General features: G+C 63.0%; 18 protein-coding genes. 12 read left to right on the top strand and 6 right to left on the bottom strand.

Annotated features, from left to right (window positions below; genetic code table 11):
- The first annotated feature begins 16 nt into the window (after positions 1–16).
- The 4 genes from CXQ82_RS10915 (at position 17) to folD (CXQ82_RS10900) (ending at position 6,404) form a co-directional block, all read left to right on the top strand.
- Positions 17–1,384 (top strand): NAD(P)-binding domain-containing protein, encoded by a 1,368-nt coding sequence (locus tag CXQ82_RS10915; RefSeq protein ID WP_101268724.1) that lies wholly within the window; start codon positions 17–19, stop codon positions 1,382–1,384.
- Between the two features lie 2 nt (positions 1,385–1,386).
- The gene (locus CXQ82_RS10910; RefSeq protein ID WP_101268722.1) at positions 1,387–3,696 is read left to right on the top strand and encodes a DUF1989 domain-containing protein; all 2,310 of its coding nucleotides are present in this window, start codon (positions 1,387–1,389) and stop codon (positions 3,694–3,696) included.
- Between the two features lie 61 nt (positions 3,697–3,757).
- The gene (locus CXQ82_RS10905; protein WP_101268720.1) at positions 3,758–5,437 is read left to right on the top strand and encodes an APC family permease; all 1,680 of its coding nucleotides are present in this window, start codon (positions 3,758–3,760) and stop codon (positions 5,435–5,437) included.
- Positions 5,438–5,489: 52 nt separating this feature from the next.
- Positions 5,490–6,404 (top strand): bifunctional methylenetetrahydrofolate dehydrogenase/methenyltetrahydrofolate cyclohydrolase FolD, encoded by a 915-nt coding sequence (gene folD / locus CXQ82_RS10900; RefSeq protein ID WP_101268718.1) that lies wholly within the window; start codon positions 5,490–5,492, stop codon positions 6,402–6,404.
- 137 nt (positions 6,405–6,541) lie between these two features.
- On the opposite strand, the gene CXQ82_RS10895 is transcribed toward folD (CXQ82_RS10900), so the two are convergent.
- The 5 genes from CXQ82_RS10895 to glnT form a co-directional block, all read right to left on the bottom strand.
- Positions 6,542–7,867: an ammonium transporter gene (locus tag CXQ82_RS10895; protein WP_101268716.1), complete on the bottom strand. Its 1,326-nt coding sequence runs from the start codon at positions 7,865–7,867 to the stop codon at positions 6,542–6,544.
- 194 nt (positions 7,868–8,061) lie between these two features.
- Positions 8,062–9,384, bottom strand: coding sequence for an FMN-binding glutamate synthase family protein (locus CXQ82_RS10890; RefSeq protein ID WP_027603581.1), 1,323 nt, complete (start codon positions 9,382–9,384; stop codon positions 8,062–8,064).
- 15 nt (positions 9,385–9,399) lie between these two features.
- Complete coding sequence (locus tag CXQ82_RS10885; protein ID WP_101268714.1) at positions 9,400–10,074, bottom strand: protein glxC; 675 nt, start codon at positions 10,072–10,074, stop codon at positions 9,400–9,402.
- Between the two features lie 11 nt (positions 10,075–10,085).
- Entirely contained in the window at positions 10,086–10,991 is a 906-nt protein-coding gene (locus CXQ82_RS10880) for a glutamine amidotransferase family protein (RefSeq protein WP_101268711.1), read from the bottom strand.
- Positions 10,992–11,013: 22 nt separating this feature from the next.
- Positions 11,014–12,348, bottom strand: a complete 1,335-nt coding sequence (gene glnT / locus CXQ82_RS10875; RefSeq protein WP_101268709.1) for a type III glutamate--ammonia ligase — start codon at positions 12,346–12,348, stop codon at positions 11,014–11,016.
- A 282-nt stretch (positions 12,349–12,630) separates the two neighbouring features.
- Here glnT and CXQ82_RS10870 point away from each other — a divergent pair, with 282 nt between their 5' ends.
- The 7 genes from CXQ82_RS10870 (at position 12,631) to CXQ82_RS10835 (ending at position 20,910) form a co-directional block, all read left to right on the top strand.
- A complete protein-coding gene (locus tag CXQ82_RS10870) occupies positions 12,631–13,230 on the top strand; it encodes a helix-turn-helix domain-containing protein (protein ID WP_101268707.1) in 600 nt (199 codons plus the stop codon).
- A 923-nt stretch (positions 13,231–14,153) separates the two neighbouring features.
- On the top strand, positions 14,154–15,020 hold the full coding sequence (purU, locus tag CXQ82_RS10860; RefSeq protein ID WP_101268705.1) for a formyltetrahydrofolate deformylase: 867 nt from the start codon (positions 14,154–14,156) through the stop codon (positions 15,018–15,020).
- Complete coding sequence (gene folD / locus CXQ82_RS10855) at positions 15,017–15,922, top strand: bifunctional methylenetetrahydrofolate dehydrogenase/methenyltetrahydrofolate cyclohydrolase FolD (RefSeq protein ID WP_101268703.1); 906 nt, start codon at positions 15,017–15,019, stop codon at positions 15,920–15,922. The genes purU and folD (CXQ82_RS10855) overlap by 4 nt, the downstream gene beginning before the upstream one ends.
- The gene (locus CXQ82_RS10850; RefSeq protein ID WP_101268701.1) at positions 15,904–17,145 is read left to right on the top strand and encodes an FAD-dependent oxidoreductase; all 1,242 of its coding nucleotides are present in this window, start codon (positions 15,904–15,906) and stop codon (positions 17,143–17,145) included. Before folD (CXQ82_RS10855) ends, CXQ82_RS10850 begins: the two co-directional genes overlap by 19 nt.
- A 13-nt stretch (positions 17,146–17,158) precedes the next feature.
- A complete protein-coding gene (locus CXQ82_RS10845; RefSeq protein WP_101268699.1) occupies positions 17,159–17,458 on the top strand; it encodes a sarcosine oxidase subunit delta in 300 nt (99 codons plus the stop codon).
- Entirely contained in the window at positions 17,455–20,352 is a 2,898-nt protein-coding gene (locus CXQ82_RS10840) for a 2Fe-2S iron-sulfur cluster-binding protein (protein WP_101268697.1), read from the top strand. The genes CXQ82_RS10845 and CXQ82_RS10840 overlap by 4 nt, the downstream gene beginning before the upstream one ends.
- A gap of 3 nt (positions 20,353–20,355) precedes the next feature.
- A complete protein-coding gene (locus CXQ82_RS10835) occupies positions 20,356–20,910 on the top strand; it encodes a sarcosine oxidase (protein WP_101268695.1) in 555 nt (184 codons plus the stop codon).
- Between the two features lie 147 nt (positions 20,911–21,057).
- Here CXQ82_RS10835 and CXQ82_RS10830 read toward each other — a convergent pair whose 3' ends face one another.
- Positions 21,058–22,464, bottom strand: coding sequence for a cytosine permease (locus CXQ82_RS10830; RefSeq protein WP_101268693.1), 1,407 nt, complete (start codon positions 22,462–22,464; stop codon positions 21,058–21,060).
- 322 nt (positions 22,465–22,786) lie between these two features.
- Here CXQ82_RS10830 and CXQ82_RS10825 point away from each other — a divergent pair, with 322 nt between their 5' ends.
- Complete coding sequence (locus tag CXQ82_RS10825; protein ID WP_101268691.1) at positions 22,787–23,272, top strand: flavin reductase family protein; 486 nt, start codon at positions 22,787–22,789, stop codon at positions 23,270–23,272.
- Positions 23,273–23,369: the final 97 nt, after the last annotated feature.

Here is a 23,369-nt window from a genome sequence, read left to right as displayed (position 1 = left end):
CTCAAGAGGCACGCTCATGACCCTACGTGTAGCAATCATCGGCGCCGGCCCGTGCGGCCTGGCCCAACTTCGCGCGTTCCAGTCGGCCCGCGACCAGGGCACCGCCATCCCCGAACTGGTGTGCTTCGAAAAACAACAGGACTGGGGCGGCATGTGGAACTACACCTGGCGCACCGGCCTCGACGAAAACGGCGAGCCGGTGCACGGCAGCATGTACCGCTACCTGTGGTCGAACGGCCCCAAGGAATGCCTGGAATTCGCCGACTACACCTTTGAAGAACATTTTGGCCGGCCGATCGGCTCCTACCCGCCCCGCGAAGTGCTGTGGGACTACATCAAGGGCCGCGTGGAAAAAGCCGGCGTGCGCGACTACATCCGCTTCAACAATGTGGTGCGCCAGGTCACCTTCGACGAACAGACCCAACGCTTTACCGTACAGGCCCACGACTACACCAGCGACACCCTGACCTGCGAAACCTTCGACTATGTGATCAATGCCTGCGGGCATTTCTCCACGCCCAAGGTGCCGTACTTCGACGGCTTCGAGCAGTTCGCCGGGCGCATCCTGCATGCCCACGACTTTCGTGAGGCGCTGGAATTCAAGGACAAGGACCTGCTGATCGTCGGCAGCAGCTATTCGGCCGAAGACATCGGCTCGCAATGCTACAAATACGGCGCGCGCAGCATTACCAGTTGCTATCGCACTGCGCCCATGGGCTACGCCTGGCCGGAGAACTGGGAAGAAAAACCGCTGCTCAAGCGCCTGGAAAACAACCGCGCGTACTTTGTCGACGGCAGCAGCAAGCACATCGACGCAGTGATCCTGTGTACCGGCTACAAGCACCATTTCCCGTTCCTGCCGGACGCGTTGAGCCTCAAGACCGACAACCGCCTGTGGCCAATGAACCTCTACAAGGGCGTGTTCTGGGAGCCCAACCCGCGCCTGATCTACCTCGGCATGCAGGACCAGTGGTACTCGTTCAACATGTTCGATGCCCAGGCCTGGTATGCCCGGGATGTGATCCTCGGGCGTATCCCATTGCCCAGCCAGGCCGAGATGATTGCCGACAGCCAGGCATGGCAGGCACGGGAACAGACCCTGGAAACCAACCAGCAGATGTTCGAGTACCAGGGCGCCTATATCCAGCACCTGGTGGATGCCACCGATTACCCGAATTTCGACATCGCCGCCGTCAACCAGACCTTCCTGCACTGGAAGCACGACAAGGCGGAAAACATCATGGGCTACCGCGACAAGTCCTATCGTTCGCTGATGACCGGCACCCAGTCGCCGCCGCACCACACGCCGTGGTTGCAGGCCCTGGATGACTCGATGGCGGCGTACCTGGGCGAGCCCGCAACGCCCATCAAGTCGGTCGGCTGAGCATGAACGCACCGCGTATTTCCCAACCCCGGGAGCCTGGCCTGTTTGCCCGTGCGCCGAACCTGGAACGCTACCGCGTAGCCGCCGGCGGTATGACCCTGGTCGACTTGCAGCCCGGCGACAGCCTGCAAGTGGTCGACATTGAAGGCCGGCAGACCTGCTCTCTGCTGGCCCTCGATGCCAAGGGTCGCAGCGCCCTGGCCAGCTGGGGGCTGCACGGTACAACCGCCTGCAACGTACCGGCGCGTATCGGCCAGGTACTCAACCGGCGCGGCATCGAGCCGCAGCAACTGCCCCGCGCCGCCTCGCTGTGGGACGACGATAGCCCGCCGGGCCAGCGCCGGCAGTTTGTCGCCCATGACCCGCTGCTGGTGCTCGTCGCGGCCCCCGCCGGGCCCACCGCCGTCGACCAACAGTACCGCCCGAGCGAATTGCACCTGTGGGTGACACGCGCCAACCCGTCGCCCCTGTGGGTGCCCGCGCTGCCTGAGCCGTTGGGCGAGGTGCTGGACGAGTTCACCCTGCGTGCGGGCACCGCCCACAGTTACACCGTCGCCAAGGGCCAGTTTGTGCAGGTGCTGGACGTAGCCGGGCGCCAGTGCTCGGATTTCGTCGCCCTCGACCGCCGCGCCCTGGATGCCGGGGTGGAGCTGGACCTGGACCAGACCGTAACGCGCACGCTGAACGGCAACGCCTACCCGGCACCGGGGCTGTTCTCGAAGTTTTTCGACCGGCGCATGCAGCCGATGCTGGAGGTGGTGCAAGACACCGTCGGCCGCCATGACTCGTTCGCCCTCGCCTGTGCCGCGCGTTACTACGAAACCCATGGCTATTTCGGGCATGACAACTGCAGCGACAACCTCAGCCAGGTGCTCGCGCCCCATGGGGTGCAGGCGCGCAGCGGTTGGCCGGCGATCAATTTCTTCTTCAACACCGGCATCGATGCGCACCAGCAGATGACCCTGGATGAGCCGTGGTCGCGGCCCGGCGATTACGTGCTGCTGCGCGCCATGACCGACCTGCTGTGCGGCAGTACCTCGTGCCCGGATGACATCGACCCGGCCAATGGCTGGAACCCGACCGATATCCACGTGCGCATCTACAGTGAACAGGAGCGTTTTTCCATCGCCATGAGTACTCGAACCACGGCGGATGCCGACCCGATCCTGACCCGTGAGACGGCGTTTCACTCACGCACCAGCGCCCTCACCGGCAGCTTTGTCGACTACCGCAACTGGTGGCTGCCGCTGCGCTACGACGGCTACGGCGCCACCGAGGAATACCTTGGCTGCCGCGAGCGCGTGGCGGTGATGGACCTGACCGCCCTGCGCAAATTCGAAATCATCGGCCCCGACGCCGAAGCCCTGTTGCAGTACTGCCTGACCCGCGACGTGCGGCGCCTGGCGGTGGGCCAAGTGGTGTATTCGGCAATGTGCCACGCCCACGGCGGCATGCTTGATGACGGCACCCTGCTCCGCCTGGGGCCGGATAATTTCCGCTGGATCTGCGGCGAAGACTATGCCGGCGTGTGGCTGCGCGAACAGGCGCAAAAACTCGGCATGAAGGTGTGGGTCAAGTCCGCCAGTGAGCAGATCCACAACCTGGCGGTGCAAGGGCCGCTGAGCCGTGAGCTGCTCAAGCAGATGGTCTGGACCGCACCGACGCAACCCAGCCTGGAAACCCTCGGCTGGTTCCGCTTCCTGGTCGGCCGCCTGGACGGTTTCGACGGTTGCCCGCTGATGGTTTCGCGCACCGGCTACACCGGCGAGCTGGGCTTTGAGGTGTGGTGCCAGCCCGAAGATGCCGAACGGGTCTGGGACCGCATCTGGCAACTCGGCCAACCCTTGGGCCTGGTGCCCCTGGGCCTGGAAGCCCTGGACCTGCTGCGCATCGAAGCCGGGCTGATTTTTGCCGGCTACGAGTTCAGCGACCAGACCGACCCGTTCGAGGCCGGCATCGGTTTCAGTGTGCCGCTCAAGAGCAAGACCGATGACTTTATCGGCCGGGATGCCCTGTTGCGGCGCAGCGCCCACCCGACCCACAAGCTGGTCGGCCTGCAGGTGAGCGGCAACGAGGCCGCCCACCATGGTGACCCGGTGTACCAGGGCCGGGCCCAGGTTGGCGTCGTCACCAGTGCGTGCCGCTCGCCGCTGCTGGCCAGCAATATCGCGCTGTGCCGGGTCGACGTGAGTTGCGCCGAACCCGGCACGGCGCTTGAGATTGGCAAAGTCGATGGCCTGCAGAAGCGCATCAGCGCCACGGTCAGCGCAGCGATTTTCTACGACCCGGATAAAAGCCGGGTGCGTAGCTGATTGTCCCCACACTTGTGTGTACTGCCCCACTTAAACGCTATTCAGACATGGGAATACAGAGATGGAAGCGACTACGTTCGAGGCCGTACCGCAGGCCGCCAGCTCGGCGGGCAGCCTGCACCGCAAGATCGATTGGCGCGGGGCATTCTGGGTCGCCAGCGGCGTGCCCGCGCTGGTGCTGTTCTCCATCGGCGCGATTGCCGCCACGGTGGGCAAACCGGCGTGGATCGTGTGGATCGTGTCAATCCTGTTCGGGTTTATCCAGGCCTTCACGTATGCCGAGATCGCCGGGTTGTTCCCGCACAAATCCGGTGGCGCCTCGGTGTACGGCGCGGTGGCTTGGGTGCGCTACAGCAAGCTGATTGCACCGGTGTCGGTGTGGTGCAACTGGCTGGCCTGGTCGCCGGTGCTGTCCATCGGTTCGGGGTTGGCGGCGGGGTATATCCTCACCGCGCTGTTTCCCGCCGATGCGCTGATCAACACCTGGCAGTTGACCCTGTTGGACCTGGGTTGGGTCAAGAGTGGCTTGTCGTTGCGCATCAACGCGACCTTCGGCATTGGCCTGCTGATCCTGCTCACGGTGTTTGCCGTGCAGCACGGCGGCATCCTGCGCTCGGCGCGCCTGACCCTGGTGCTGGGCGTGACCTCGCTGATCCCACTGCTGCTGGTGGGTGTGGTGCCGTTGTTTACCGGGGACGCGGCCCAGGCCAACTTCCTGCCGTTGTACCCCTTGGCCCACGACGCGGCCGGGCAAGTCATCGATGGCCCCTGGGATATTTCCGGCTGGTCGCTGATGGCCGGCGGGTTGTTCATGGCCGCGTGGTCGACCTACGGGTTTGAAACGGCGGTGTGCTACACCCGCGAATTCAAGGACCCCAAGCGTGACACGTTCAAGGCGATCTTCTACGCCGGCCTGCTCTGCATCCTGGTGTTTACCCTGGTGCCGCTGGCGTTTCAAGGCAGCCTCGGGCTCGGCCAGTTGGTCACCCCAGCGGTGCTGGACGCCAGTGGCGCGGTGGTCACGCCGGCGGTCTACAGCGGCCTGTTGTCGCCAGCGATCTACAGCGGCATGGGCGTTGGCCAGGTGATGGCCGATAGCATCGGCGGCGGCAAGGTGGTGGCCAATATCGTGCTGATCATGCTGGTGCTGGCCACGTTGCTGGCGATCATGACCTCGATGTCCGGCTCCTCGCGCACCCTGTACCAGGCCTCCGTGGATGGCTGGCTGCCCAAGTACCTGGGGCGCACCAACGAACACGGCGCGCCCACGGCGGCGATGTGGACCGACCTGTCGTTCAACCTGCTGCTGTTGCTGATGTCGGACTATGTGTTCGTGCTGGCGGCCTCGAACGTGAGCTACATCATCTTCAACTTCCTCAACCTCAATGCCGGCTGGATCCACCGCCTCGACCGCCCCGACTGGGTGCGCCCGTACAAGGCGCCCACGGTGTTGCTGGCGGCCGGCGGCGTGCTGAGTTTCGTCAACCTGGCCTGCATGGGCCTGGGCGCGGATATCTGGGGCGCGGGTACGCTGGTCACCGGCTTGCTGCTGGCCCTGCTGATTTTGCCGGTGTTCTGCTACCGCCATTATGTGCAGGACAAAGGCCGCTTCCCCGCCGCCATGCTCAGCGACCTGTATATCCAGGCCGATGACGGCCAACGTCGCGCCGGCTGGCTGCCCTATGCCACGCTGCTGGCCGGTGTGCTGGTGGTGTATGCCTGCCATCAACTGGTAGCCTGACTTATCGCTGAGGGAGCTGTCCCTCAGCGCCTTTACTCCCCCCCAGATAACGGTGACGCTTTTGACCAGCCCGCTCCCTGCCCTTGCCCGCGATATCGACGGCAAGGCCATCTCTGCCCAGGTGCTCGACGAGGTTCGCGAGGAGGTTGTGCTTCTCGCCGCCCAGCAGATCTACCCGGCCCTGGCAGTATTGCTGGTGGGGGACGACCCAGCCAGCCACGTCTACGTGCGCAATAAACTGCTGCGCGCCAAGGAAGTCGGGATCCGCTCCCTTGAATACCGGCTGCCGGATGACGCCAGCCAGGCGCAAGTGTTGGCGCTGCTGGCGCAGTTGAATGCCGACGCGTCGGTCAACGGCATTCTGGTGCAGTTGCCGTTGCCGGCGCATATCGACGAAGCGGCGGTAATCCACGCGATTGACCCGATCAAGGACGTGGACGGCTTCCATCGCGAAAACGTCGGTGGCCTGGTGCAAGGCATCGAGGTGCTCACGCCATGCACGCCGAGCGGCTGCATGCGCCTGCTGCAGGAAACCTGCGGCGACTTGAGCGGCTTGCATGCGGTGGTCATTGGCCGTTCGAACATTGTCGGTAAACCCATGGCGACCCTGCTGTTGCAGGCCAACTGCTCGGTCAGCGTAGTGCACTCGCGCAGTGTGGATGCACCGGCGTTGTGCCGGCTGGCCGATATCGTGGTGGCGGCCGTAGGGCGACCGCAGTTGATCGACGCCAGCTGGCTGAAGCCGGGCGCGGTAGTGATTGATGTGGGGATCAACCGCATCGAAACCGAGACTGGCACGCGGCTGGTGGGGGATGTGGACTATGCGAGTGCGCGCACGGTAGCCAGTGCAATCACCCCCGTGCCTGGGGGTGTGGGGCCGATGACGATTGCTTATCTGCTCAAAAACACCCTGGTGGCCAGCCAGTTGCAGCGCGCCACCTTGCCCCAGGCACTGGCGGCAGTCTGAGCCACAACACAAAACCCATGTGGGAGCGGGCTTGCTCGCGAATGCGGTGTGTCAGTCAGCCTATGCATTGGCTGATCCACTGCATTCGCGAGCAAGCCCGCTCCCACATTTTTTAGCGGTGTTTACTCAGGGAATAATCAGTGGTTGTAGGCGCGCTCGTTATGCTCGGCGAGATCGAGTCCCATCTCTTCCACCGACTCATGGGCGCGCAAGCCCACCAGGGCATTCACCACCTTGAGAATGACCCAGCTGACCACAAAGCAATACACCGTGGTCAGCAGCACACCTTTGAGCTGGGCAACAACCTGGCCACCCATGGTCACGCCTTCCACCAGGCCGCCCATGGATGGCACGCAGAACACGCCGGTCAACACCGCGCCGATCATGCCGCCGATGCCGTGCAAGCCGAACACGTCGAGGCTGTCGTCGTAGCCGAAGCGGCGCTTCAATACGGTCACGCTCAAGTAGCAGAACACCCCGCAGAGCAAGCCGATGGCCAACGCACCGCCGACGCCCACATAGGCACACGCCGGGGTAATCCCCACCAGGCCGGCCAAGGCGCCGCTGGCCAGGCCCAAGGCGCTCGGTTTGCCGACCTTGAACCACTCGGTGAACATCCAGCCGAGGATGCCGGCGCAGGCGCCCAGTTGGGTGTTGAGCATGACAATGCCGGACAGCCCGCTGAGGCCGCCACCGGAGCCGATATTGAAGCCGAACCAGCCAACCCACAGCATCGCTGCGCCGGCCATGGTCAGGCTCAGGTTATGCGCAGGCATCGGCGTGTTCTGGTAGCCCTTGCGCTTGCCCAGGATCAGGCACGCGGCGAGCGCCGCCACACCGGCATTGATATGCACGGCGGTGCCGCCGGCAAAATCCAGCACGCCCCAGTTATGCATCAACGCCCCCGAACCGCCCCAGACCATATGCGCCACCGGGGCATACACCAGGGTGAACCAGAGGGCCATGAACCACAGCGCCGCCGAGAACTTCATGCGTTCGGCAAAGGCACCGGCAATCAGCGCCGGGGTGATGATCGCGAAGGTCATCTGGAACGTCACGAACACGCCTTCTGGAATATCCCCCACCAGGCTTTCGGGGGTCATGCCGGCCAGGAAAGCACGACTCAAACCGCCGACAAAACTGTTGAAGGTCACCTGCCCCTCGACCATGCCGGTGGTGTCGACCACCATGCTGTAGCCGTAGATCACCCACAGCACGCCCACCAGGCCGGCGATGCCGAAACACTGGGTGAACAACGACAGCATGTTTTTCGCGCGGACCAACCCGCCGTAGAACAGCGCAAGCCCCGGCAAGCACATGAACAGCACCAGCACGGCGGCGGTGACCATCCAGGCAGTGCTGCCGGTGTTCAAGGTGGGTGCATCGGCGGCGTATGCCAACGGTGCAAAGGCACTGGCTGCGCATAAACCGAAGAGGGATTTGCCGAGAAGACGATTAACCATGTTCAAAGCTCCTGCGAAAAAAATGGGATGTGCCTGGCAGTGAGCAATTGTTATTAGCTGAGCCTCTTGGCGGGCTCGTTGATCTGTGGCGAGCGAGCTTGCTCGCGCTGGGCTGCGAAGCGGCCGCAAAAACATTGCGAGCGCTGCGCACTCGAACGGGAGCAAGCTCCCTCGCCACAGGTTTTCATCCAGTCTCAGTAACCGCTACCCGGCACCCAACTGGTTCCGGCCAACGGCACCCGCGCCATGGCGGCCGACTCTACCGTCAGTGCCACCAGGTCCTCGGGGTCGAGGTTGTGCAGGTGCGACTTGCCGCACGCGCGGGCCATGGTCTGGGCTTCCAACACCATCACCCGCAGGTAGTTGGCCAGGCGGCGCCCGCCTTCCACCGGGTCCAGGCGCTTGGACAGCTCCGGGTCCTGGGTGGTGATGCCAGCCGGGTCGCGGCCGTTCTGCCAGTCGTCGTAGAACCCCGCCGCCGAGCCGATCTTTTTCAGCTCCGCATCCAGGCGTGGGTGGTTGTCGCCCAGGGCAATCAGCGCGGCCGTGCCGATGGCCACCGCATCCGCGCCCATCGCCATGGCCTTGGCCACGTCGGCGCCGTTACGAATACCGCCCGACACGATCAACTGGACCTTGCGGTGCATGCCCATCTCTTGCAAAGCCTGTACCGCTTGCGGGATGGCCGACAAAATCGGGATGCCCACGTGCTCGATAAACACTTCCTGGGTCGCCGCCGTGCCGCCTTGCATGCCGTCCAGCACGATCACGTCGGCACCGGCCTTGACCGCCAGTTTCACGTCGTAATACGGCCGGCTGGCGCCGATTTTCACGTAGATGGGTTTTTCCCAATCGGTGATTTCGCGCAGCTCGGCAATCTTGATCGCCAGGTCGTCCGGGCCGGTCCAGTCCGGGTGGCGACAGGCGCTGCGCTGGTCCACGCCGATCGGCAAGGTACGCATGCCGGCCACGCGTTCGGTGACTTTCATCCCGAGCAACATGCCGCCACCGCCGGGCTTGGCGCCCTGGCCAAGGACGATTTCGATGGCGTCGGCCTTGCGCAAGTCGTCCGGGTTCATGCCGTAGCGCGACGGCAGGTACTGGTACACCAGGTGCTGGGACTGGCCGCGCTCTTCCGGGGTCATGCCGCCGTCACCGGTGGTGGTGCTGGTGCCGGCGATGGTCGCGCCACGGCCCAGGGCTTCCTTGGCATTGGCCGACAGCGCGCCGAAACTCATGCCGGCAATGGTCACCGGGATCTTCAGGTGGATCGGCTTCTTGGCGAAGCGGTTGCCGAGGATCACATCGGTGCCGCACTTCTCGCGATAGCCTTCCAGTGGGTAGCGCGACACGCTGGCGCCCAGCAGCAGCAAGTCATCGAAGTGCGGCAATTTGCGCTTGGTGCCGCCGCCGCGAATGTCGTAGATGCCGGTTTCGGCGGCACGCTGGATTTCCTGGATGGTCAGGCGGTCGAAGGTGGCCGACTCGCGCAGTACCGGAGGGGTTTGTTCGGTCATGGTGTGGCTCCTGGATCAGTACGCGGAGGCGTTGTCGACTTTGAAGTTGTAGAGCTGGCGGGCCGAGCCGTAGCGCTTGAAGTCCGCCGCCTGGTGGGCGAACCCGGCGCGGTCGAGCAGTTCCTGGAGTTCTTGCAGGTGCTCGCTGCGCATTTCTTTTTCGACGCAGTCCGAGCCCAGTGACTCCACCGTGCCCTTCACGTAGATGTGGGTTTCGTACAGCGAATCCCCCAGCGCATCGCCGGCATCCCCGCACACCACCAGGCGCCCGGCCTGGCCCATGAAGCAGCTCATGTGGCCGATGCTGCCGCCCACTACGATGTCGATGCCCTTCATGGAAATACCGCAACGCGCGCCCGCGTCGCCTTCAATCACCAGCAGCCCGCCATGGGCCGTGGCCCCGGCGGCCTGGGAGGCGCTGCCTTTAACGCGCACCGAACCCGACATCATGTTCTCGGCACAGCCCACGCCGACATTGCCGTGCACGGTGATCGATGCCTGCTGGTTCATGCCCGCGCAGTAGTAACCGGCGTGGCCCTCGATATCGATGGACACCGGCTGGTTCACGCCGACGGCGAGGTTGTGCTTGCCGTTGGAATGGGTGACGCGCCACTCGCTGTCGAGCACCTGCGCATGCAGCGCCTGGTTGAGGTCACGCACGGTGGCAGTGGAAAGATCGATGGTTTTCATATGTGCGCTCCTTAAGCTGACTGGCGTTCCCAGATGTACAACGTGGCCGGTGCCGGCTCCCAGATACGCGCGTTCTCGATGCCCGGCAGGCTCGACAGCGCCTGGTACTCGGAGGCCATGGCCACGTAGTCGTCGGTTTCGGCGAGGATCGCCGGCTTGCAGGCGATTGGGTCGCGGATCACCGCAAAACCGTTGCGCGTGCCGATGGCAAAGGTAAAGAAGCCGTCGAGGTCTTCCAGGGCATGGTCCAGCGCGTCTTTGAGCGAGTCGCCCTGTTGCAGGCGCCAGGTCAGGTAGCCGGCGGCGACTTCGGTGTCGTTGTCGGTTTCGAAATGAATGCCTTCGCGCTTGAGTTCCTGGCGCAGGCGGAAGTGGTTGGACAGCGAGCCGTTGTGCACCAGGCACAGGTCGGCACCGGTGGAAAACGGGTGGCTGCCTTCCATGGTCACCGCGCTTTCGGTAGCCATGCGGGTGTGGCCGATGATGTGGCTACCCTGCATGCCCGCGAGGCCGAAGCGCTGGGAAATTTCCTCGGGCAGGCCCATGCCCTTGAGGATCTCGATGCTCTGCCCCGCACTCATGATGCGCACGCTCGGCGCCAGCTCGGCCAGGGCCAGGCGCACCGGCGACTCGTCGGCGTGGATCTTCAACACGGCCGCACTGGCGTTCTGGAACCAGTCCAGCGAGCAGCCCAGGCGCCCTTCCAGTTCGCCCATCAGGCCTTTCCAGTCGAAGGCTTCGGTGGTGGCTTGCAGGGTCAGCTTGACCCAGCCGTCGGCGACTTCATCGCCGTAGATCGCAAACCCTGCGCTGTCCGGGCCACGGTCGGTCATGGCTTGCAGCATGGGTTCAAACAGCTGGCCGAGCTGGGGTTCCAGTCGGGGATTTTTCAGGTACAGGCCTACGATTCCACACATATCCAGTCTCCGTCACACGGTGTCAGAAAAATTCGGTATAGCGCTGGATTTCCCAGTCGCTCACATGGCGGCTGTATTCCACCCACTCCATGCGCTTGAGCTTGATGAACTCGCCCACGATCTGCGGGCCGAGCACTTCGGCGAACAGCGGGTCGGCCTCCAGCGCGTCGCAGGCTTCCTTGAGCGATTGCGGCAGGGTCTTGATGCCGCGCTCGGCGATCTGCTCAAGGCTCAGGCTGTAGAGGTTTTCGTTGCAGACGTGGTCGATTTCCAGCTGCCGGTCGATGCCGTCCAGGCCCGCCGCGATGATTGCCGCGCTGACCAGATACGGGTTGCAGCCGGCATCCGGCAGGCGGAACTCCAGGCGGCCATACGGCACCCGCACCATGGCCGAGCGGTTGTTGGCGCCAAAGGCAATAAAAGCCGGGGCCCAGGTGGCGCCGGACAACGAGTTGCCGACCACCAGACGCTTGTAGGAGTTGACCGTGGGTGCAGCGAACGCACATAGCGCCGGGCCATGGGCGAGCAAGCCGGCGGCGAAGTGGTAGGCCAGTTTCGACAGGCCCATGCCGCTCGGGTCGCTGGCGTCATGGAACAGGTTCTTGTTTTCGGCGCTGCTGATCGACAGGTGAAAGTGCATGCCGTTGCCGGCGCGTTTCGGGTCCGGCTTGGGCATGAAGGAGCAGATCATGCCGAGGTCATTGGCGATCTCGCCGGCGGCCATGCGGAAAAACGTGAAACGGTCGGCCGAGGTCAGGGCGTCGCTGTAGGTGTAGTTGATCTCGAACTGGCCGTTGGCGTCTTCGTGGTCGATTTGGTAGACCTCGAAATCCACGGCCTGCAAGGCTTCGGTCAGGCGCTCGAGGAACACACGCGAACGCGACAGGCCCTTGTAGTCGTAGCAAGGCTTGTCGAGGTTGTCGCTGGGGTCGACCAGTTGCAGCTTGCCCTGCTCGTCGCGGCGCATCAGGTTGAACTCGGGTTCCAGGCCGGTGTTCAGCGTCCAGCCTTTGTCCTGCAGGCGCTGCACCTGTTGTTGCAGCACGTAGCGGCTGTCATAGGGATGGGGTTGGCCGTCCACATGGCCGACGCACACCACCCGCCCGTACCCCGGCTGCCACGGTACCGGCGTCAAGGTCGACAGATCGCCCCGCGCCATGAAGTCCGGCCCATGGGGTTCCATGCCCATGCCGCTGATGGCGAACCCGGCGAACCCGGCCCCCTCTTCGGCCACCGTCTTGAGCCCGCAGATGGGCACCGACTTGGTCTTGGCCGCACCGTGTATATCCACAAATTGCGCAAGCACGTACTTGATCCCGTGCTTGTCGATGATGCGCTGGGTTTCTGCTGGCAACATTGCTCGTCACTCCTCGCGAAAGGCAAAACAGTGTGGATGGGCCTTGGCTGTCTTTTTATTCCTAAAAAGAAAGTTAGTTTCCTTACAGGAATGCAAGACCCTTGCCAGATTCGCGAGCGGGCGATTGAAATGCCGGTGGAAGCGCTTTTGTGCTGTATATATGGGAAAATTCTTTTCCCCGTGGGAATACGCTACCGGGGACGGCCACCAAGAGCCATGGCTTGCACATTCCTAGTGCGAAACTAATATTACTGAACGGAAACCGTGCAGGATCTGATGACTATGTCCACCGAAACCGCCCCCCGCCTCAAACTCGAGCAATACCTGGGTTTGCAGATCAAGCGCCAACGCCAGGCCCAGGACCTCAAGCTGTCCGATGTGGCGAAAATCGCCGATATCAGCCAGGGCATGTTGAGCAAGATCGAAAACGCCCAGGTGTCCACCAGCCTCGACACCCTGAGCCGCCTGTGCGATGTGCTGGGGCTGCCGCTGTCGAAGTTGTTCAGTGAATATGACCAGCAGGATGGCAGCGCTTTGCTGGTCAAGGGTGACCAGGGCATGGAAGTGGTGCGCCGCGGGACTGAGAAGGGCCATACGTACCACCTGCTCAACCATACGCGCGGGCCGAAGAAGAGCTTCGAGGCGTACATGGTGAGCATGGATGATGCGAGCGAGGAGTTTCCGACGTTCTCGCACCCTGGCACGGAGTTTTTGCATCTGCTTGAAGGCGAGCTGATTTACCGGCATGGGAACCAGCTGTATCGGATGGAAGCTGGGGATAGCCTGACGTTTGAGGGGGAGATTCCCCATGGGCCGGAGGAATTGGTGCGGGTGCCGATTCGGCTGCTTTCCATCATGAATTATGGGGGGGGTGGGGAGTGAGTTCTTTGGGGTACATATCCGTTGTTTCGGTCACGGCCGATATTGGTTCCGCCCTTACGGCGGGTCACTTTTGGAAAAGAGCCCCAAAAGTAACCAAAAGGGCTCTTGCCCCAACACTCGGCACCTCGCCTAGGCTCGGTGTGCCCTCACTCCGGCTTGAATCCGTGGGCCGCCGCCATGGGCCATCCTTGGCCCATCGCGGCTAACCCGGCGTCCTGCCGGGTTACCCACGAATTCAAGCCTGCGTTCGGCCAGCGTGTTTAACGGGGCGCCTAAGATCAAGATCAAAATCAAGATCAAAAGCGCAGATCAAAAGACCGCTGACTTCGTCAGCGAAAAGGATGTAAGGGCCACAGCAAAAACAAAGCAAAGCAACAGCGCTTTTGATCTACACCACTCAGGTCGGCTACTAGGCCGCCGTGCTCTGCTTTTGATCTGCTTTGGCTTTTGATTTTGATCTGAAATCGCCCCGTCAACCACGCTGGCCGGAATTCGACAGGGATGTGGGGGGTAAACCGGCAGGGATGCCGGTTTAGCCGCCCCGCGCCATGGATGGCGCGTGGCGGCGGCCCCCCACATCACTGTCGGATTACGGGCATGCCGAGCCTAGGCGAGGCACCGAGTGGTGGGGCGAGGACCTTTTGGTTACTTTTGGGTCCTTCCAAAAGTGACCCGCTGTAAGAGCGGAACCATACGCAGCCGTTACCGCAGCAACGGATATGGCCCCCCCAGGCGCCTCAAAAAATTCCCCTCAGTTAAAAAACTTTCCCAAAAACCCTAGACGCCCCGCCCCCATTCCCCTATAAAGCCACTTCAGGAATATTTTATTCCTAACAAGAAAACGCGCTCAAGGAACGAGCCTGCTGTCCTCAGACATTTTTTCGCTATGCGATGAGCTGCCGCCATCATCCCGAGGACGTGTCATGCAACACGAAAAAAACCATTTCATCATCAAGGTCACGTGTCCCGCCGTGTCCGGCATCGTCGCCGCCGTTACCACCTACCTGGCGGACAACGCGTGCTACATCGGGGAGATGGCGCAGTTTGACGATGACTTCAGCGGCCGCTTCTTCATGCGCGCCGTGTTCCGCTTCAACGACGGCCACACCGGCGACCTGCAACAGATCCGCGACGGTTTCGCCGACGTCGCCCAAGCCTTCGACATGCAGTGGGAACTGCACGACACCCGCGAACCCATGCGCGTGATGCTGATGGTCAGCAAGTTCGACCACTGCCTCACCGACCTGCTCTACCGCTACCACAAGGGCGAGATGGACATGACCATCACCGCCATCGTCTCCAACCACCTCGACCTGCGGCCCATGGCCGAGCGCGAAGGTATCCGCTTTATCTACCTGCCCGTGGCCAAGGACAACAAGGCCGCCCAGGAAGCCGAGCTGATGAAAGTGGTGGATGACACCCGCACCGAGCTGGTGGTATTGGCCCGCTACATGCAGATCCTCTCCGACGACCTGTGCCGGCAACTGTCGGGGCGGGCGATCAATATCCACCACTCGTTCCTGCCCGGTTTCAAAGGCGCCAAGCCTTACCACCAGGCCTACCAACGCGGGGTGAAGCTGATCGGCGCCACCGCGCACTACGTCACCAGCGACCTGGATGAGGGCCCGATCATCGAACAGGAAGTACAACGCGTGGACCACGTGTACAAGCCCGACGACCTGGTCGCCATCGGCCGTGACACCGAAACCGTGGCCCTGTCCAAGGCGGTCAAGTACCACCTGGAACATCGGGTGTTCCTCAACCAGGACAGAACGGTGGTGTTCCGGTGAGCGCATCCAAACTGATCGACGGCAAAGCCGCCGCCGCGCGGGTGCTGCTGCAAGTGCGCGACGACGTTACGCGCCTGCACGCGCAAGCTATTCAACCGGCGCTGGCGGTGATCCTGGTGGGCAGCGACGCCGCCAGCCAGGTCTATGTGCGCAACAAGATCCTGCGCGCCGATGAGGTGGGTATTCGCTCCCTGGAACACCGCCTGCCCAGCGACACCAGCACCGAGCAATTGCTGATTCTGATCGGCCAACTGAACGCCAACCCGGCGATCCACGGCATCCTCCTGCAACTGCCGCTGCCGGCGCAGATCGACGAACTGCGCGCCCTCGAAGCCATTGCGCCGGACAAGGACGTGGACGGTTTTCACAGCCAGAACGTCGGCGGCCTCAGCCAGGGGCGCGCGGTACTCACGCCGTGCACGCCCAGTGGCTGCCTGTATTTGCTCGAACAGACCCTCGGCAACCTGCGCGGCAAACACGCGGTAGTGGTCGGCCGCTCGAACATCGTCGGCAAACCCATGGCCGCGCTGCTGCTGCAGGCGGATTGCTCGGTGACGGTGCTGCATTCGCGCAGCCACAACGCCCAGGCCCTGTGCCGACAGGCCGATATCGTGATCGCCGCCGTGGGTCGCGCACGCCTGATTGACGCCAGTTGGTTGAAGCCCGGCGCGGTGGTGATCGACGTCGGCATCAACCGTATCGACGACGACGGCCGCAGCCGCCTGGTCGGCGATGTCGACTTCGACGCCGCCCTGCCCCACGTCGCCGCCATCACCCCGGTGCCCGGCGGTGTCGGCCCGATGACGATTGCCTTCCTGATGAAAAACACCGTGGCTGCCGCCCTCGCGCAACACCACGCCCTACGCAGCCAATCGGAGGCCGTATGCCATTCAATCTATTGAAGTACGGGCTGAGTTCGGAGTACCCGGTGGAGGTGGACCTGCCACCGCCCAAGGAACTCAAGCCGCGTTATGACGTGGTGATTATCGGCGCCGGCGGCCACGGCCTGGCGACGGCCTATTACCTGGCCAAGTACCACGGCATCAGCAACATTGCCGTGCTCGAAAAGGGCTACCTGGGCGGCGGCAATACCGCGCGCAACACCGCGGTGATCCGCTCCAACTACCTCACCAGCGAAGGCGTACGCTTTTATGCGGAGTCGGTGAAGATGTTCCAGAGCCTGTCGAATGAATTCGATTTCAACATCATGTACTCCGAGCGCGGCCAACTGACCCTGGCCCACACCGACGCCACCGTGCGTTCGTTTCGCCAGCGCGCCGAGGTCAACAAGCACTTCGGCGGGCGCACCGAGATGATCGACCGCCAGCAGATCCGCGAACTGGTGCCCAGCCTCAACCTCGACCCCGGCCACTTGCCGGTGATCGCCGGGCTCTGGCATATCGACGGCGCCACCGCGCGCCACGACGCCGTGGCCTGGGGCTACGCCAAGCAGGCGGCCAAGCGTGGCGTGGAAATCCATCAGCTCACCGAAGTGCAAGACCTGGTGATCGAGAACGGCGCCATCACCGCCGTGAAGACCAATCGCGGCACCATTCAATGCGGTTGCGCGGTGCAGGCGATTGCCGGGCACAGCTCGTTGCTGATGGCCAAGGCCGGCATCCGCTCGCCGATCCAGACCTTCCCGCTGCAGGCCATGGTCACCCAACCGTTCAAGCCGTTCCTCGACCCGCTGGTGAGTTCCTCGGCGCTGCACTGCTACGTGCAGCAGACCAGCCGTGGCGAAGTGGTATTCGGCGGCGGTTCCGACCCCTACCCGCTGTTCAACACACGCTCCACCTTGGACCTGAAGGAAAGCCTGCTGGCCCACGCCATCGAGATGTTCCCGTTCCTGGCCAACGCCAAGTTGATGCGCCAGTGGGCCGGTATCACCGACATGACCCCCGACTACAGCCCGATCATGGGCCTGTCGCCAGTGAAGAATTACTACCTCGATGCCGGCTGGGGCACCTGGGGCTTCAAGGCCACGCCGATCTGCGGCAAGACCATGGCCGAGCTGGTTGCCAGCGGCGGCAAGGTCCCGGAGCTGATCAAGCCGTTCGGCCTCGAACGCTTCTCGACCTTTCAGCAAGTCAACGAAATGGGCGCCACGGCGGCCAGCCACTGATGGAGAGCGGACTATGAAAATCATGACGTGCCCGCTCAACGGGCCGCGCAATATCAGCGAGTTCACCTATGGCGGCGAATTCAAGCCAATGCCCGACCCGATCAACTGCAGCGATGCCGAATGGGCCGACTACGTGTTCAACACCGACAACCTTGCCGGCGTGGTGTGCGAATGGTGGATGCACACGCCATCCAGCTACTGGTTCCTCGCCGAGCGCCACACGGTCACCGATGAAGTCCAGCGCACCTTCGACCCCAAGGAACTGTTCACTCGCCGCGTCGACTTCAACACCGCCAAGGAGATCGCCGGATGAACCGCCTCCCCGCCCCAATGGGCTTGCTGATCAGACGTGATCAGGCCCTTGATTTCAGCTTCGACGGCCACGCCTACCAAGGCTTGCAGGGCGACAGCATCGCCAGTGCCTTGTTGGCCAACGGGCGTTTCCTGATTTCCCGCTCGTTCAAATACCACCGCCCGCGTGGCCCGTTGACCATGGCCGGCCAGGACGCCAACAGCCTGGTGCAACTGCCCCACGAACCTAACGTGCTGGCGGATGCCCACGGCTTGACCGGCGGTTTGCAGGTGACCGCGCAGAACGTCAACGGCTCGCTGGACAATGACAAGGACGCCTACCTGGGCAAGTTCTCCAAATTCATGCCGGTGGGTTTCTACTACCGCTCGTTCTACAAGCCCAAGGGCATGTGGAAGGTCTGGGAGCCGATCATCCGCAAAAAAGCCGGCCTGGGCGTACTCGACCTGAAGTTCCAGCCCGAGTACTACGACAAGGCGTACCTGTTCACCGACCTCGCCGTGATCGGCGCCGGCCCCGCCGGGCTGCAGGCGGCGCTGACCGCTGCGAATGCCGGGGCCAAGGTGTTGCTGATCGAGCAGCAGCCGATCCTCGGCGGTTCGCTGACCTATGCGCGCTTCGATATCGCAGGCACGCGCGCCGACAGCCTGCGCCATGAACTGCTGGCGGCGGTGCAGCAACACCCGAACATCCAGGTACTCACCGACGCCACCTGCAACGCCTGGTTCAGCGACAATTACCTGCCGGTGATCCAGGGCAAGCGGATGTACAAGGTGCGCGCCCGGCAGTGCCTGGTGTGCAGCGGCTCGTTCGACCAACCGGTGGTGTTTCGCAATAACGACTTGCCGGGGGTGATGCTCACCAGCGCGGCGCAACGCCTGATGAAGCTCTACGCGGTCAGGCCGGGCAAACGCGCGGTGGTGCTTACCGGTAACGATGACGGCTACCTCGCTGCCCTCGACCTGCATGACCAGGGCGTAGACGTAGCCGCGCTGATCGACCTGCGCCAGGCACCGGCAGACAAAGCCCTGCCAGGCGCCCTGGCCCAGCGCAAGATCCGATGCATCAACAACAGCACGGTCTTCGAGGCCCTGCATGAAAAAGGCCTGCGGCATATCAAGGGCGTCGACGTGCGCCAGATCACCGGCCAGGGCCAGGTCAGTGACAGCAAGCAGCTGATCGACTGCGACCTGCTGTGCATGTCCGCCGGCTACATGCCGGTGTATCAACTGCTGTGCCAGGCTGGCGGCAAGCTGGCCTATGACGATCCGCGTGCAGCGTTCAGCCTCAGCGGCCTGCCGCACAACCTCAGTGTGGCGGGCTCGGTGCATGGCCAGCACCAGTTGGACAATGTGCTGGCCGACGCCACCAACGCCGTCGCCGACTGCCTGCTCGCCCTCGGCTTGAGCAGCAGCGGCCCGCGCGTGCCGCTGCGCAGTGAAGCCCAGGTGAACTTCAACTGGCCGATCTTCCCGCACCCCAAAGGCAAGGACTTCGTGGATTTTGACGAAGACCTGCAGGTGGCGGATATCGTCAACGCCACCCGCATCGGCTACCGCGATGTGCAACTGGTGAAGCGCTATTCCACCGTGGGCATGGGCCCGTCCCAGGGGCGCCACTCGGCCTTGCCGACGGCGCGGCTGGTGGCCTGGGCCACCCAGCGCAGTATCAGCGAAACCGGCGTGACCACCGCGCGCCCGCCCTTCGTGGCGGAGAAACTCGCCCACGTCGCCGGGCGCGCCTTCGACCCTTATCGGCAGACGCCGATGCACGCACGGCATGTGCAGGCCGGGGCGAAAATGATGCCTGCCGGCATCTGGCAACGCCCGGCGTATTACGGCAAGGCGCAGGACCGCGAGGCATGCATGCAGGCCGAAGCCTTGCACGTGCGCAACAAGGTCGGGCTGATCGACGTCTCGACCCTCGGCGGCCTTGACGTGCGCGGTCCGGATGCAGCCGAACTGCTCAACCGCCTGTACACCTTCGCCTTCCTCAAGCAACCGGTGGGCCGTTCGCGTTATGCGCTGATGACCAACGAGCACGGGGTGGTGATCGACGACGGCGTGTGCGCGCGGCTGGCCGACAACCACTTCTACGTCACCGCCACCACCAGCGGCGTCGACCGCATCTACCAGCAGATGCTCAAGTGGAACGCGCAATGGCGCCTGGACGTCGACGTGGCGAACGTCACCGCCGCCATCTGCGCGGTGAACGTGGCCGGGCCGGATGCGCGCAAAGTGCTGGAACAGGTGTGCAGCGACCTCGACCTGAGCGCCGAGGGCTTCCCGTACCTGGGCGTACGCCAGGGTAGCGTGGCCGGGATCAAGGCGCGCTTGCTGCGGGTCGGGTTCGTCGGCGAGTTGGGCTATGAGATCCACGTAGCAGCGCGCCACGGCCTGGCGTTGTGGGATGCCTTGATGGCCGCCGGCCAGGCCTTCGACATCCGCCCCTTCGGCGTCGAAACCCAGCGCCTGCTACGCCTGGAAAAAGGCCATGTGATCATCAGCCAGGACACCGACGGCATGACCCACCCGGCCGAAATCGACATGGGCTGGGCCGTCAGCCGCAGCAAGCCATTTTTCGTTGGCCGGCGCTCGGTGGACATCCTCGAAGCCCAGCCGCTGAAACGCAAACTGGTGGGTTTCACCCTGCCCAAGGGCAGCGTGCAACCGCTGGAAGGCCACCTGGTGTTGAACGGCCCGGACATCAGCGGCAACGTCACCTCCTGCGAATACTCCGCCACCCTGGGCCGCATCGTCGGCCTGGCCTACGCCGGTATCGAGCAAAGCACGCCGGGGCAGCGCATTCCGATTCGCGTCGAGGGCGGCATCGTCGTCCTGGCCGAGGTGGTGCAACTGCCCTTCTTCGATCCCACTAACAAACGCCAGGAGGGTTAAGCCATGACCAGTCTGAAAGCCCATGACTTGATCACGCCGTGCCGCCTGATCGACCAGACCGACCTGCCCCGGGTCGGCTTTCGCGGCAGCTATGCCGCCGAGTACCTCACCGGGCGCGGCTTTACCCTGCCGGACGCCCCCAACCACGCCACCGCGCAAGCGGATGGCTGCTGGGTGGCGCGGCTGTCACAGACCGAGTACCTGCTGCTGGGCAGCCCAAAGGATCAGGGCCAACGCATCGCCGACGAAGAGGCAAGCTGGGAACTGGACCACCGGGCCAACTACCTGCTGCCGCGCCAGGACAGTCACGCCTGTGTGCTGCTCAGTGGCGGTGTGATTAGCCAGGTGATGGCCAAGCTCTGCGGTGTCGACCTCAGCGCCGCCGCCTTCAAGCCGGGGGCGGTGGCGCAGACATCGGTGGCGCGGGTCAATGCGATCGTCATTAACTCGGGAAGCGCAGAAGCACCGGCGTTTCACATCCTCTGGGACCGCGCCTCGAAAGAGTACTTCGACGGCGCGTTGCGGGATGCGTTGGAGGAGTTTGGCGGGATCAGTTGAGGATCTTGGTCAAACATGTGGGAGCGGGCTTGCTCGCGAATGCGGTGTGTCAGTTAACACAGGTATATCTGATGTACCGCATTCGCGAGCAAGCCCGCTCCCACATTTTAATCGCAGTGCATCAGACCGTTAACGTTCAGCCCATGCTCAGTCGGTATAGCCGAGCCGCACCACCTCGGTTTTCTGGCTGTGTTGACGTGTCGCCAGGCAGTAATACAACGGACACGTCACCACCAGCCCCACCAGCCACGACAGGTCCGCGCCTTCCACCAGATTGGCCCACGGCCCCACATACAGCGAGGTATTGGCAAACGGCAGCTGCACGAGGATGCCGATGAAGTACGCCACGATCGCATGCAGGTTGAAACGCCCGTAGACCCCGCCATCCGCCTGGAAAATCGAGGCAATGTCATAGACGCCGCGCTTGATGATGTAGAAGTCGATCAGGTTGATCGAGGCCCATGGCACCAACACCAGCAACAGCGCCAGGATCAGGCCGATGAATTGCGAGATAAAGTCCGCCGACGCGCCCAGCGCAACCACGCAGCAACCGACGAGAATCACGCCCGAGAGCACCACCCGCACTTTGATGCTGGGGGTCCAGTGGCTGGAGAAGGTCTGGATCGAGGTGATGATCGAGAGCACCGCGCCGTACAGGTTCAGGGCGTTGTGGCTGATGATATTGAGCAGGAACAGCACCATCAGGATCGGTCCCAGCCAGCCGGTGGCTTGCTTGACCGCGACCATCGCTTCGGTGCCTTCGGGCGTGGCCAGTGCGGCGACCAGGCCGAAGGCAAACGACAGGATGGTGCCGAGGGTGGCGCCCAGGTAGGTGGCGAGAAACGGGCGGGTGATGCCGATGTCCGCCGGCAGGTAGCGCGAGTAGTCGCTGGTGTAGGGCGAAAAGCTGATCTGCCAGATCACGCCAAGGGACACGGTGGCCAACCAGCCGGCCAGGTTGAAGCCGCCACGGCTGAGGAAGTCCGCGGGCAGGTCATGGGCGAAGATGTAGATAAACCCGGCGAGCAACGCGCTACCCATTACCCAGGTGCCGATGCGGTTGAGGCTATGGATAAAGCGGTAGCCGATCACGCCAATGGCGGTGGCGCTGAGGGCGCCGATCAGGATGCTCGCCGGCACGGGGACCGAAGGCACGATACCGACGATGGATTTGCCGGCCAGTACGATGTTGGAAATGAAGAAGCCGATGTAGATCAGCGCGGCGAAGAACACGATCAGCAGTGCGCCGTAGCGCCCGAACTGGCCACGGCTTTGCACCATCTGCGGAATGCCCATGCGCGGGCCCTGGGCCGACACCAGGGCAATCACGATGCCGCCGAGCATGTGCCCGAGGGCAATCGCCAGCAGCCCCCACACCAGGTTGAGGTGGAACACCTGGGCCACCATGGCGCCGGTGACGATGGGCAACGGCGCAATATTGGTGCTGAACCATAAGGTAAACAGGTCGCGGGCCTTTCCATGGCGCTCTGCGAGGGGGACGTAATCGACCGTGTGGTTCTCGATCAGGGGGTCTTGCCGGGACATCTGGGGCATGGAAATGAACTCGCTTTGGTCTGATCTTATAGTTGTTTGACGCCAAACCGGGGGCGCTTCGTGGCGGCCCCTCAGATGAACACCATATTATGGTATTCCAATATTTTCACAAGACTGATCCGTAGTCTTAACCTGTATCTGATCCGTAAGTGTGCCACATAGCCCATCGCAACTTCTCAGCTCAACCCCCGTATTTACTGGCTATAAGACCAAAGGTTGACGTTTGTCGGCGGTTTGAAAAAGCGGTTGCATCGATTGTATTACGGTATACCATCAGACCTATAAATTCATAAGAACCGCTTCAACGCCAGAGGACATACCCATGATCGATGCCGCCATCTATAAACAAGTGATGGGTTCGTTTCCGTCCGGGGTCACCGTGATCACCACGCTTGATGACGACGGGCAAATCGTCGGCCTGACCGCCAGTGCCTTCAGTTCGTTGTCCATGGAGCCGGCGCTGGTGCTGTTCTGCCCCAATTACAGTTCCGACTCATACCCGGTGCTGATCAAGAACAAACGCTTTGCGATCCACGTGCTTTCCGGCGGCCAGCAAAGCGAGGCCTATGCCTTTGCGCGCAAGGGCAAGGACAAGGCCCAAGGTATCGAATGGACGCTCAGCGCGTTGGGCAACCCGATCCTGGCGAATGCCACGGCGGTGATCGAGTGCGAGTTGTGGCGCGAATATGAAGGTGGCGACCACGCGATCATGGTCGGCGCGGTGAAGAACCTGATCGTGCCCCAGCAGAACGCCGGGCCACTGGTGTATTGCCATGGGAAGATGGGGGCGTTGCCGATGCCTGCCTAAGCAACACCCGAATCCAATGTGGACAATGTGGGCAATGTGGGAGGGGGCTTGCCCCCTCCCACATTTGGACTGCTGCCCACATTTGGATTGCTGTGTG

The sequence above is a fragment of the Pseudomonas sp. S09G 359 genome (assembly GCF_002843605.1).
Lineage (GTDB): Bacteria > Pseudomonadota > Gammaproteobacteria > Pseudomonadales > Pseudomonadaceae > Aquipseudomonas.
This window is presented reverse-complemented; position numbering and strand designations above follow the sequence as displayed.